Origin of the sequence: Neomesorhizobium albiziae (genome assembly GCF_900114255.1) — a bacterium.
Taxonomy (GTDB): domain Bacteria; phylum Pseudomonadota; class Alphaproteobacteria; order Rhizobiales; family Rhizobiaceae; genus Neomesorhizobium; species Neomesorhizobium albiziae.
In genome coordinates this window covers 47,976-60,529 of sequence record NZ_FOSL01000011.1, presented here as the reverse complement: position 1 = coordinate 60,529, position 12,554 = coordinate 47,976, and the positions used below count along the sequence as shown (strand labels likewise).

The 12,554-nt window shown below is 62.9% G+C and carries 11 protein-coding genes; 4 read left to right on the top strand and 7 right to left on the bottom strand.

What is annotated here, in order from left to right:
- Positions 1-36 precede the first annotated feature (36 nt).
- The 6 genes from lexA to F3H98_RS17795 all read right to left on the bottom strand — a co-directional run bounded on the left by lexA (position 37) and on the right by F3H98_RS17795 (position 6,323).
- Entirely contained in the window at positions 37-759 is a 723-nt protein-coding gene (lexA, locus tag F3H98_RS17820) for a transcriptional repressor LexA (RefSeq protein WP_149761684.1), read from the bottom strand.
- Between the two features lie 107 nt (positions 760-866).
- The gene (locus F3H98_RS17815) at positions 867-2,075 is read right to left on the bottom strand and encodes a molybdopterin molybdotransferase MoeA (protein ID WP_149761512.1); all 1,209 of its coding nucleotides are present in this window, start codon (positions 2,073-2,075) and stop codon (positions 867-869) included.
- 4 nt (positions 2,076-2,079) lie between these two features.
- Positions 2,080-2,571: a cyclic pyranopterin monophosphate synthase MoaC gene (moaC, locus tag F3H98_RS17810; RefSeq protein WP_149761511.1), complete on the bottom strand. Its 492-nt coding sequence runs from the start codon at positions 2,569-2,571 to the stop codon at positions 2,080-2,082.
- Positions 2,572-2,576: 5 nt separating this feature from the next.
- Positions 2,577-3,410 carry an indole-3-glycerol phosphate synthase TrpC gene (gene trpC / locus F3H98_RS17805; protein WP_149761510.1) on the bottom strand — a complete coding sequence of 278 codons (834 nt, stop codon included), beginning with the start codon at positions 3,408-3,410 and terminating at the stop codon, positions 2,577-2,579.
- A complete protein-coding gene (gene trpD, locus F3H98_RS17800) occupies positions 3,403-4,425 on the bottom strand; it encodes an anthranilate phosphoribosyltransferase (RefSeq protein ID WP_149761509.1) in 1,023 nt (340 codons plus the stop codon). The genes trpC and trpD overlap by 8 nt, the downstream gene beginning before the upstream one ends.
- An 8-nt stretch (positions 4,426-4,433) precedes the next feature.
- A complete protein-coding gene (locus tag F3H98_RS17795; protein ID WP_149761508.1) occupies positions 4,434-6,323 on the bottom strand; it encodes a SurA N-terminal domain-containing protein in 1,890 nt (629 codons plus the stop codon).
- Positions 6,324-6,463: 140 nt separating this feature from the next.
- Between F3H98_RS17795 and tpiA the strand changes: the two genes are divergently transcribed.
- The 4 genes from tpiA to F3H98_RS17775 all read left to right on the top strand — a co-directional run bounded on the left by tpiA (position 6,464) and on the right by F3H98_RS17775 (position 10,885).
- On the top strand, positions 6,464-7,231 hold the full coding sequence (gene tpiA, locus F3H98_RS17790; protein WP_149761507.1) for a triose-phosphate isomerase: 768 nt from the start codon (positions 6,464-6,466) through the stop codon (positions 7,229-7,231).
- A gap of 147 nt (positions 7,232-7,378) precedes the next feature.
- Positions 7,379-7,780 carry a preprotein translocase subunit SecG gene (gene secG / locus F3H98_RS17785; protein WP_149761506.1) on the top strand — a complete coding sequence of 134 codons (402 nt, stop codon included), beginning with the start codon at positions 7,379-7,381 and terminating at the stop codon, positions 7,778-7,780.
- 284 nt (positions 7,781-8,064) lie between these two features.
- Positions 8,065-9,108, top strand: coding sequence for a L,D-transpeptidase (locus F3H98_RS17780; RefSeq protein WP_149761505.1), 1,044 nt, complete (start codon positions 8,065-8,067; stop codon positions 9,106-9,108).
- 148 nt (positions 9,109-9,256) lie between these two features.
- A complete protein-coding gene (locus F3H98_RS17775) occupies positions 9,257-10,885 on the top strand; it encodes a CTP synthase (RefSeq protein ID WP_149761504.1) in 1,629 nt (542 codons plus the stop codon).
- Between the two features lie 76 nt (positions 10,886-10,961).
- Here the strand turns inward: F3H98_RS17775 and F3H98_RS17770 are convergent, their stop codons facing one another.
- On the bottom strand, positions 10,962-12,419 hold the full coding sequence (locus F3H98_RS17770) for an NCS1 family nucleobase:cation symporter-1 (protein ID WP_149761503.1): 1,458 nt from the start codon (positions 12,417-12,419) through the stop codon (positions 10,962-10,964).
- Between the last annotated feature and the right edge of the window lie 135 nt (positions 12,420-12,554).

The following is a 12,554-nucleotide window of genomic DNA, read 5'->3' as shown; positions in this document are numbered from 1 at the left end:
TGCCCGCGAAGAATTGCCCGGGAAGCACGGGCAAAATCAGTACCGGCGAATGAGCCCAACGAGCTTGCCGCGCACGCTGACACGGTCAGGACCGAAGATGCGTGTCTCATAGGCAGGGTTCGCGGCTTCCAGCGCGATCGAGGCGCCCTTGCGGCGGAACCGCTTCAGCGTCGCTTCCTCGTCATCGACGATCGCTACCACGATCTCGCCGGGCGTGGCCGTGCTGGCATTGCGGATGATCACCGTGTCGCCGTCGAAGATGCCAGCCTCGATCATCGAATCGCCTTTCACCTCAAGCGCATAGTGCTCGCCACCGGCGATCATGTCCGGCGGCACGGAAATGGAGTGCGTTCTCGTTTCGATTGCCGCGATCGGCACACCGGCAGCGATGCGGCCCATCACCGGTATGGAGATCGATGCGGCGACATCGTCGTCGTTGCTGGCGGCCTGAAGGCGCGGCGCTTCCTTCGGCTGCGGCCGACCGAGGCTGCCCTGGATGACGCTTGGCGAGAACTTTTTCGCGGCGTTCAAGCCCGGCGCGATCGAGTCGGGCAGGCGCAGCACTTCCAGCGCCCTTGCACGATTGGGTAGCCGGCGAATGAAGCCGCGTTCCTCCAGCGCCGTGATCAGGCGGTGGATGCCAGACTTCGAGGCGAGGTCGAGGGCCTCTTTCATTTCATCGAAGGAAGGAGGGATTCCAGCTTCTTTCAAGCGCTCATGGATGAACATCAGAAGTTCATGTTGTTTGCGCGTCAGCATGGCGTTCCCCCGGGGAATCAGATCAAAAACAAAACCAGAACAAACACTATCTGTTCCAGTTGTGTTCCGCAACCGTTTAAATTTTAATGAATACGTTGACGCTTTGTTCAGCGTAACATCAACACCCGGCAAGCATTGCCCTTTTCGGCAGCCGGCGCGAAGGGTGCGCGCACGATCAGCGCGTTAGCCTCGGCCAGGGTTCTGAGCATCGACGAGTCCTGCACCGCGAACGGCGTCGCGACAAGCTTCCCGTCCTCTGCCACCACCGCCTTTGCCCTGATATAATCCTGGCGCTGATCGTTTGCCGCCATGGCGGTTCCGAGCGCCGCATCGCGGAGGTCGGGCGCATGACGCCGGCCGCCGAGCCTCGCCAGCAGCGGTTTCAGGAAAAGGTGCGAGCAGACCAGGCTGGCGACGGGGTTGCCGGGCAGCCCGATGACGCGTGTGCGGCCCAGTCGGCCGAACATCAGCGGCTTGCCCGGGCGCATGGCGATCTTCCAGAAATCGAGCGCCATGCCTTCGCCGGTCAGCACGTCGTGGATGAGGTCGTGATCGCCGACCGAAGCGCCGCCCAGCGTGACGATGACATCGGCACCTGCCGACAATGCGCGTTTCACCGCGGTGGCGATCGCTTCGTTTCGGTCCGGCACGATGCCGAGGTCGAGCACTTTGGCGCCGACCGACCCGGCGATCGCCGCAACGCCGTAGCCGTTGGAAGCGATGATCTGATCCGGTCCCAATGCGCTGCCTGGGGGCAGCAACTCGTCGCCAGTGGCGATGACGGCGACGAGCGGCGCCTTCACGACGGGGAGGCGAGGATGGTTGGCCGACGCGGCGAGCGAAAGGGCGGCGGCGTCGAGCTGCCGGCCGCGCTCAAGCAGCACGTCACCCTCGACGAAATCCAGGCCGACTTTCCGGATGTGGCGGTCGGCTGCAACCGTCTCGACAGCCTTGATGCGGCCACTACCAAGAAGACGCGTATTTTCCTGGATGAGGATGGTGTTGGCGCCTTCCGGCACCGGCGCGCCGGTGAAGATGCGTACTGCCTGGCCGGGCCCGACCGTGCCGGGGAATTGTTTGCCGGCTGGCGCCTGGCCAATGATTTCGAGCTCTACCGGAACCGTCGCGATGTCGGCGGAGCGAACGGCATAGCCGTCCATAGCGGAAGCAGCAAAAGGCGGTTGCGTGCGCAGCGCGACAACCGGTTCGGCCAGCACTCGGTCGGCCGCCTCGGCGAGCGAAACGCTTTCAGCCGGTCCGGCCTCGGCATCGCTCAACAGCCGTGCAAGCGCCTCTTCGACGGGGAGCAGCGCCATAATCTCAACCTTTGGAAGCGCGGTAGTCGCCGGACTTGCCGCCGGTCTTCTCGACCAGCCGCACGCCGGTGATGACCATGCCGCGATCGACGGCCTTGGCCATGTCGTAGATGGTCAGGCAGGCGACCGAGGCTGCCGTCAGCGCCTCCATCTCGACGCCGGTCTTGCCGGTGACACGCGCCAGAGCCTTCACGCGCAGGCCGGGAAGCGCTTCGTCGGCTTCGATATCGACGCTGACCTTGGTCAGCAGCAGCGGATGGCAGAGCGGGATCAGTTCATGCGCCTTCTTGGCGGCCATGATGCCGGCGATGCGCGCCGTGCCCAGCACGTCGCCCTTTTTGGCATTGCCCTCGAGGATCATTTTCAAGGTGGCCGCCTGCATCGTCACCGCGCCCTCGGCGATTGCCGTACGCTCGGTCTCGGCCTTGCCGCCGACATCGACCATGTGCGCTTCGCCGGAGGCGCGTATATGGGTGAGGCCGGCCTTTTGCGTCATCTCGATCAATGCCGCTCGTTGGGCTGCTCGTTGGGCCGCTCGGTGGCGACGCCGTGGAGCAGCGCGCGGGTGGCGGCGGCGACGTCGGCCTGCCGCATCAGGCTTTCGCCGACGAGGAAAGTGCTGACGCCATGGTGGGAAAGCCGCTTGCAGTCGGAATTGGTGAAGATGCCGCTTTCGCTGACCAGCAGCCGGTCGCTCGGTACCAGTTTCGCCAGCCGTTCGGAGACATCGAGGTTGACCTCGAAGGTCCTGAGGTCGCGGTTGTTGATGCCAATCAGCCGCGAGGAAAGTTTCAGCGCACGCTCCGTCTCGGCCTGGTCATGGACTTCGACCAGAACATCCATGCCGAGTTCAAACGCAACCTCCTCGAGCCGCCGTGCGTCGTCGTCGGCAAGGCTCGCCATGATCAGCAGGATCGCATCGGCGCCCCACAGCCGCGCTTCATGCACCTGGTATGGCTCGAACATGAAATCCTTGCGCAGCGCAGGCAAGGTAACGGCGGCGCGGGCCTCGGTCAGAAACTCCGGCGCGCCCTGGAAGGAAGGCGTGTCGGTCAGCACCGAAAGGCAGGCCGCACCCCCTTCGGCATAGGCCTGGGCCAGCACAGGCGGGTCGAAATCCTCACGGATAAGGCCTTTCGACGGACTGGCCTTCTTGATCTCGGCAATCAGCCCGAAGCTTCCCGCCGCACGTTTTTTCTTCAGTGCAGCCAGAAATCCGCGCGGCTTTTCGACGTCGCCCAGCCTGGCGACAACTTCGCGCAAAGGCAGCCGGCTTTTCGCGGCGGCGATCTCGTCGCGCTTGTACGCTTCGATCCTGCGAAGGATGTCAGCCATTGTCGTACCCGCCGGAAACGGCGATCAACCTGTCCAGCACCTTGGCGGCCCGGCCGCTGTCGATGGCATTCGCCGCCGCTGTGGCGCCGTCCTTGAGCGTTGCGGCGGTGCCGGCCACCACGAGGGCGGCGCCGGCATTCATCAGCACCGTGTCGCGGTAGGCGCCGGGCGTGCCGGACAGCACTTCGCGCAGGGCATGCGCGTTGTAGGCGGCGTCGCCGCCCTTCAGCGCCTCGCGCTTGTGACGCGATAGGCCGATGTCTTCGGGGTTGACGGTGAAGCTCTTGATGGCGCCGTCCGACAATTCGGCGACGCGGGTTTCACCGGTCGTGGTGATCTCGTCGAAACCGTCGCCGTGCACCACCCAGGCACGTTCGGCGCCAAGCGCCTTCAGCGTTTCAGCCAGCGGCTCGACCCATTCGGGCGAAAACACGCCGACCATCTGGCGCTTCACGCCAGCCGGATTGGAGAGCGGGCCGAGCAGGTTGAAGATGGTGCGCGTGCCGAGTTCCACCCGCGTCGGGCCGACATGCTTCATGGCGGGATGATGCGCCGGTGCGAACATGAAGCCGACGCCCGCTTCGCGGATGCAATGGCCAATCGCTTCCGGCGGCAGGTCGATCTTCACGCCGAGCGCCATCAACACGTCGGCAGCGCCCGTCTGCGAGGACAGGCCGCGATTGCCGTGCTTGGCCACCGGCACGCCGCAACCGGCGATGACGAAGGCCGAAGCGGTGGAAATGTTGACGCTGTGCGAACCGTCGCCACCGGTGCCGACGATGTCGATCGCGTCTTCCGGCGCCTCGACCGTCAACATCTTGTCGCGCATCGTGGCGACGGCGCCGGAAATTTCGTCGACCGTCTCGCCGCGCACCCTCAGCGCCATCAGGAAGGCGCCGATCTGGCTCGGCGTCGCTTCGCCGGACATGATGATGTCGAATGCCGCCCGCGCTTCGGCGAAGGACAACGTCGCACCGGAGGCAACCCTGGCTATATGGTTCTTGAGTTCGCTCATCGCCGCCGTCAGAAAGCCAGTGCCCGCTGCACCGCCGCCTGGTCGACGGTGACCGTGTACTCGCTCTGCAGCCTGGCAACGAGCTGGTCCAGCAGATCGTCCGCAAGGCCGGACGAGAAGGCGTTGCGCTGCTCCTCATCAACGGAATCCGGCCCCGCGCTGGCCGGCTCGAACACTTCGGTCACCTTGAATAGGATCTGCGCGTCGTCCTGCGGCGACGAAAACAGCCCGGTTCCGCCTTGCGGCACGCCGAAGACAGTGGCCACGCCCGGCTTGCCGAAATCGGCGTCGTCAGCTTCCCGCTTCAGGCCACGCTTGGTCTGCTTCTCGGATTTGATCTCCGCCGCGAGCGTCTCAAATGCCGCGCCTTCCTTCAGCCGCTTCTCCAGCTCGGCCGCCTTGGCGGCCAGCCTGGACTGGATTTCAGCGGTTTTCCAATCGGCGACGACCTTTTCGCGCACTTCGTCGAGCGTGCGGTCGCGCGCGGGGGTGATGCCCTCCACCTCGTAGAATACGAAACCGTTGGAGCCGACGTTGAGTGCCGGATTTTCGACGTTCGCCTCGGTCTCGAAGGCGCCTGCCAAGAGGTTCTGCGACGAAGGCAGGTCGTTGACGACGGAGCCATCCGGCCGCAGCGCGGCGCGGTCGATGGCGTCGACCGTCACCACCTTGAGCTTGAGGTTGCCTGCCGATTCGCGCAGCGACGAGCCGGCGGCGCGGGCGTCTTCGTAGCTGTCGTGAACATCGAGCAGCACGCGGTTCGCCTCGACCAGCGCCAGTTCGTTGCGGATCTCTTCCTTAACCTCGGCCAGCGGGCGCACCACTTCCGGCTTGATGTTGGTGACCCGGATCAGCACCGGCCCGAACGCGCCCTGGATGACGCTGCTGACTTCATTTGCCTGCATCTTGAACGCGGCTTCGGCGACAGCATTGTCGGGCACCTTGTCCTTGGCAAAGGTGCCGAGCAAAACGTCCGCCTCAGTCTTGCCTTCCGCCTTGACCAAATCCTCGAAGGTCGAACCGGCGTCGATGCTGCCGCGTGCGGCCGTCGCCGCTTCCGGCGACTTGAAGACGATCTGCTCGATGGTGCGGGTTTCGGGCGTCGAGAACTTTGCCTTGTTGGTTTCGTAGTCCGCCGTGATCTGCTCGTCGGTGATCGCGCTGGTGTCGGCGATGTCTTCCGGTTCGAGCTTCACATAGGAGATTTTGCGGTATTCCGGCGCGGCGTAGCTTTTCTTGTTTTCCTCGAACCATTTGGCCAGCACGTCGGCAGACGGCTCTTCAACGGGCTCCACCAGCGATTTCGGCAGAGGGAGATAATCTACGGTGCGATCTTCGCCACGATAGAGCGCCACGGCGCGCAGGAAGGCATCGGGCGCCTTCATGCCGTCGGACACGGCCTCGACGATCTGCTGGCGAATGGCCACCTTGCCGCGGCTGGTCAGATAGTCGTTTGGCTGCATGCCTGCCTGCTGCAGCACGTAATTGAACTGCTGGCGGTCGAACTCGCCGCCGGGTCCCTGGAATGCAGGGTCCTGCCGGGTCAGGTCGGCCAGCTTGTCCTTGGACAGGCCAAGACCCATCTTGCGCGCCTGCTCGTCCAGAACGGCTCCGGCGACCATTTGCGAAAGAACCTGCTGTTCGATGCCGAACGCGGTCGCCTGTTCGCGCGTGATCCGCTGGCCGATCTGCTGGGACAGCACTGAGAGCTGACGGTCGTAGGCGAGGCGGAACTCGTTGGCTGATACGGAGGTGCCGCCCGCGGTCACCACGGCGTTGCCGCCGATGCCGCCTGCGAGCTGGCCCGAGATTCCCCATACGGCGAAGCTCACGACGAGCATCAAAAGCAGGGCTTTGGCGACCCAGGTTCCGGCCGCAGTACGCAAGGTGTCAAGCATGGTCAAATCCGTCTTGGCGCAATGGATGCGCCTTGGTGTCGAACGGCAATAGCGTCCTTCGCCGCCAGTGTCGATTGCTTTGTGGCCTGATTTTGGTAGGGAGAGCCATCGAAACGGCAAGGACAAGAGGGAGAAGCCGGATGACGCCGGGAATTCGTCCGCTGGTTGCGGGAAACTGGAAGATGAACGGCACCAGCGCTTCGCTCGCCGAACTCCACCAGATCGGCAATGGCTTCATGCATGGCCTCGACGCCGAGACGGAAGCGTTGATCTGCGTGCCGGCGACCCTGCTTTACCGTGCCGCGGAAATCCTGCACCAGACGCCGGTCAAGGCAGGCGGCCAGGATTGCCACACCGGGGAAAGCGGCGCCCATACCGGCGACATCTCCGCCGAGATGCTGAAGGATGCCGGGGCGAGCCACGTCATCGTCGGCCACTCCGAACGCCGCACCGATCACGGCGAAGACGACGCCACCGTATGCGCCAAGGCGGAAGCAGCGTGGCGGGCAGGGCTGGTCGCCATTGTGTGTATCGGCGAAACCCGCGCGGAACGCGAATCGGGCGCCACCCTCGATGTTTTGTCGCGGCAGATCGCCGGTTCCGTCGCGTCGGTGGCGACGGCAAAGAACACGGTCGTCGCCTACGAGCCGGTCTGGGCGATCGGCACCGGGCTGACCCCGACTGTCGCCGACGTCGCCGAGGCCCATGCCCACATACGCGCCAGGCTGCTCGAAAAGCTGGGTGCTGAGGCCGACAGGATGCGCATCCTTTACGGAGGCTCGGTAAAACCTTCCAATGCGACCGAACTGCTCGCCATTGAAAATGTCGACGGCGCACTGGTCGGCGGCGCCAGCCTCAAGGCCGCCGATTTCCTTGGCATCGCCGAATCCTACGAAAAGATCGGGTAACCGCCGGCCCGTTACGGCGTTGTATTTCAGCTTCGCCGCCCCATATTCGGCGGCGGGCTTGGAAATGCCACGAAACCCGTGTATCTGACCCGACTTCAAAGCTGGCGCCGTGCGCTCGGCCGCCCCCGAAACCTGCCGGATTATCGTATGCAAACCGTTCTTATCGTCATCCACCTGATGGTCGTTCTCGCGCTTGTCGGCGTCGTGCTCCTGCAGCGCTCCGAGGGCGGCGGTCTCGGCATTGGCGGCGGTTCGGGCTTCATGACGGCGCGGGGTGCTGCCAATGCGCTGACGCGCACCACCGGCATCCTGGCGATCGCCTTCTTTGCCACCTCGCTGGCGCTGTCGATCATGGCCCGCTATGGCGAACGCCCCATCGACATTCTCGACCGCGTTCCGGCGGCGACCGGCGAACAACAGCCGGCCGGCAACGGTGTGCTGAACCAGCTTGGCGGCGCCCCGACGCCGGCAGCGCCGAACACCGCCGATCCGGCAACCCCTGCGGCACCAGCGCAGCCGGCTGCACCGCAGGTTCCGAGCGGGCAGTAATTTCTTCCTTGAAACGGCGGCTTCGGCCGCCGTTTTTCTTTTGGCCTACAGGCAGCGGAATGCCGGCGAAATATCCGGCCAAGCTAAACTGTTGTTATTTCGACACACTTGCCTTCAATGCAGTAGTGGTGACCGGTTTCAGTGTTGGTGCGGCTGTGGTTGTGCTTGAGGCGGTTAGCGTTAATCGCTTATAAAGCGCCTAAGGGCAGTCTGGGTGGCGGTACGCGTTTGTGTGCCTCAAAGGGGCGCGTCCGCCTTCCAAAACATATATCTTGGGTAGCAACATGATCTCTCGCAGCCTCGTTCTTCTTGGCATGGGCGTCGCACTTGTGTTCGGCGTTCCGTCGATTTCCGCAGCGCAAACCGCGACGACCAAAACCGCGACGGTTCAGCAGGTGAAGCCCAAGCCGAAGGCCAAGACCACCGCCAAAAAGCCGATTAAGAAGAACAACAAGACGGTTGCGAAGGGCAAGGCGAAGAAGCCGGCCGCCAAGGAAACCGAACTGGCCGAACAGAAGCCTGTTGGCCTGTTCGCGGCGCTGTTCAAGCCGAACGACAAGAGCAAGGCCGATGCGAAACCGAATTCCAAGACTGCAAAGGTAAAGGAAAAGCCACAGAAGGTGGCGACCCGGGGGGAAATCCTCCAGCCGATGCAGCCCATTCCGCAAATTCAGCCTGTGCAGCCAGCGCTCGATCCCGAACAACTGGCCTTCAGGAATGAAGGCGAGTTGCGCAGCGAACAAACGATGCCGCGCTCCGGCTTCTTCGGCGTGCTGTTCGGCGACGACCAGGTGATGTTGCCGCAAACCCGCACCCTCGATGCCGCCCTTGCACAAAAGGAAGGGCGCAAGAAATTCACGGTGCGGCCGGAGTTCGAACCGCAGATCGTGGAATTCTCCGGTTATCCGCGCGGCACCATCGTCATCGATACCGCCAATCACTTCCTGTATCTCGTCGAAGGCCTGGGCACGGCCCGCCGCTATGGAATTGCCGTCGGCAAGGACGGACTTCAGTACAAGGGCCAGGTCAAGGTGGGCGACAAGCAGGAATGGCCGCGCTGGATTCCGACCAAGGAAATGCAGGAGCGCGAGCCCAAGAAGTACGGCCAGTATAAAGACGGCATGCCCGGCGGCGGCGAAAACCCGCTCGGCGCGCGCGCTATCTATCTCTACGACGGCAAGAAGGACACGCATCTGCGTATCCATGGCACCATCGCGCCGCAGACCATCGGCACCAACTCGTCGAACGGCTGCTTCCGCATGGTCAACGAACACGTGATCGATCTCTACCGCCGCGTGAAGGTTGGCACCCAGGTGGTCGTCCTCTAACCGCGTTTTTCAGCCAATCCCAAAGGGCCGGCACCGCCGGCCTTTTTTGTTGACCAGAATCAGGACCGGGGACCCAGCTTTTGAAAACCACCGACCCTTCCATTTTTTTCTGGCGGAATCGGTTCCGCCACGCTAAGCCCTGACTCCCATGGCGCGATATGTATTCATCACTGGCGGCGTGGTCTCCTCGCTCGGAAAAGGCATTGCAGCAGCGGCACTCGGTGCCCTTTTGCAGGCACGCGGCTATCGCGTGCGCATTCGAAAGCTCGACCCCTACCTGAATGTCGACCCCGGAACGATGTCGCCATACCAGCATGGCGAAGTGTTCGTGACCGACGACGGCGCCGAGACGGATCTCGATCTTGGCCATTATGAGCGGTTCACAGGTCGGTCAGCCAATCAGAACGACAACATCACCACTGGCCGCATCTACAAGAACATCATCGAGAAAGAACGGCGCGGCGACTATCTTGGCGCCACGGTGCAGGTCATTCCGCACGTCACCGACGAGATCAAGAATTTCGTCATCGGCGGCAATGACGACTATGATTTCGTTCTATGCGAGATCGGCGGCACCGTCGGCGATATCGAGGCGATGCCGTTCCTCGAGGCAATCCGCCAGCTTGGCAACGACCTGCCGCGCGGCCAGGCGGTCTATGTCCACCTGACGCTGATGCCCTATATCCCGGCGGCCGGCGAACTGAAGACCAAGCCGACCCAGCATTCGGTAAAGGAACTGCGCTCGATCGGCATCGCGCCCGACATCTTGCTGGTGCGCGCCGACCGCGACATCCCCAAGGAGGAGCGCAGAAAGCTGTCGCTGTTCTGCAATGTGCGCGAATCGGCGGTCATCCAGGCGCTCGACGTGGCACATATCTACGACGTGCCGATGGCTTACCACAAGGAAGGCCTGGATTCGGAAGTGCTTGCCGCCTTCGGCATAGATCCGGCGCCGAAGCCGCGCATGGAGCGCTGGCAGGAGATTTCGAGCCGTATCCACAACCCGGAAGGCGAGGTGACGATCGCCGTCGTTGGCAAGTACACCGGTCTGAAGGACGCTTACAAATCGCTGATCGAAGCCTTGTCGCATGGCGGCATGGCCAACAAGGTGCGGGTCAAGCTGGACTGGATCGAGAGCGAGATCTTCGAGAAGGAGGATCCGGCACCGTTCCTCGAAAAGGTGCACGGCATTCTGGTGCCGGGCGGCTTCGGCGAACGCGGTTCGGAAGGCAAGATTTTGGCCGCAAAGTTCGCCCGCGAGCGCAAAGTCCCGTATTTCGGCATCTGCTTCGGCATGCAGATGGCCTGCATCGAGGCCGCCCGTTCGCTGGCTGGCGTCGAGCACGCTTCGTCGACGGAGTTCGGCCCGACCGACGAACCGGTTGTCGGCCTGATGACCGAATGGCTGAAGGGCAACATGCTGGAGCAGCGCCGGGCTGCCGGCGATCTGGGCGGCACTATGCGCCTTGGCGCCTATGAGGCACAGTTGGCCGGCAATTCGAAGATCGCCGAAATCTATGGCGACACGCAGATTTCCGAGCGCCATCGCCACCGCTACGAGGTCAACATCGACTACAAGGATCGGCTGGAGGAATGCGGCCTGGTCTTTGCTGGCATGTCGCCGGACGGTGTACTGCCCGAGACGGTCGAATATCCCGACCATCCCTGGTTCATCGGCGTCCAGTATCACCCGGAACTGAAGAGCCGGCCGTTCGAGCCGCACCCGCTGTTCGCCAGCTTTATCAATGCCGCGGTAGAGCAGAGCCGGCTGGTATAAGGTATGTCGATATTCTGGTGATGCTGAGTTTGCCGAAGTAGCGATAGCCCCGCGCGGGGCTATCGCCGATCGTTGTTCAGGCCCTCGCGGCGGTGGCGCCGGCGCCAAGTGCTGCCCGGCGAAGCACGTAGTAGATGCCGCCGCCGATCGCCACGCCAAAGAACCAGCCGTACACGCCCCACCAGGACGGCAGCCAGTTGGTGAAATTGGGCAATATCGACGAGAAAACGATGCCGATGCCGGACGCAATCAGGGCATTCACGTGCCAGCCGCCCTGGAACCGGTATTCGCCAGTCTCGCGGTAAAGGTCCTCGACGTTGAGCCAGCCTTTGCGGATCATGTAATAATCCACCATCATCACGCCGAAGATCGGTCCCATCGTCGCGCCGACCATGTTGACGAAGTGCGCCGCGCCGCCTTCCCACGGCGCAAAGGGATAAAGCACCAAAGCGATCAGCGCCGCGATATAGCCGCCCCGCTTGAAACTGATATGTCTGGGGAAGACATTGGCGAAGTCGAACGCCGGCGAGACGAAGTTCGCCACCACGTTTATGCCAAGCGTCGCCACGGCGAAGGTGAGGGCGGCGAGCAGCGCCAGAAACCAGCTGTCGAACTTGGCCGAGATCTGGTCGGGATGCAGCAGCACTTCGCCGTAGACCTGGAACGCTGCCATGGTGGTGATGCCAGCGACCAGCGAGAACAGGATGAGGTTCACCGGCAGGCCCCAGATGTTGCCGATCCGCAGCGAACGTTCGTCAGGCGAATAGCGCGAGAAATCGCAGAAGTTCAAATAGAGCGCCGCGAAATAGGTCACCCAGATCGCCGCGACCGCCATAAGGGCCTCGACGGAGCCGGGAACACCGGGCACGCCCGCGTCCTTCGTCTTCTCCAGCAGGACGTCCATCGGAATGTCGCCGTAAAGCGAAATGCCACCCGCCTTGATCACCAGATAGATGGCCAGGATCAACATCATCACCCACACGGCTGGCCCGGCCCAGTCCTGGAACTTGCGAACCGTTTCCATGCCGCGCTGAATGATGAGCAGCTGCAGCGCCCAGATGACGACGTAGCAGATTACCTCCAGCGTCGAATGGCTGAGCACGTGGCTCGACTGATGGAAGGCGAGCATGCTTTCGTTGCGAATGAGCAGGGCGACGATGGCGCCCGAGGCGGCGGCCGTCTGTGCGCCGTACCAGAAGCAGGCGACGATGGCGCGCACGATCGCCGGGAAGTTGGCGCCCCAGATGCCGAAGGAGGCGCGCGCCAATACCGGGAAGGGGACGCCGGTTCGGACACCGGCGACACCGACCATGCTCATCAGGAAGTAGATGATCAGCGAGCCGATGCCGATGGCGAGCAGGAAATTGACGAGGCTGCCGCAGAACAGGAACAGGCTGGCGGCGAGATAATAACCCCAAAGGCTGTGTACGTCCGACGTCCACACGTTGAAGATCGAGAATGGTCCCCAGTTCCGAACCTTGGCAGGAGCCAGGTCCTCATTGTAGAGCGCCGGCGATGCGCCTTGTATCGTCATGACGATGTCCCTTCGTTGACGCTCATTCCCCTCGAGCGTTGACCATTGCAGTGTGCGCTTACGCTGGGGAATGGGCAACAAAAGCAATTGCCGGCTTTTGCCTTAAAGACATTCAATGCGGATCGGGGTTCTCTC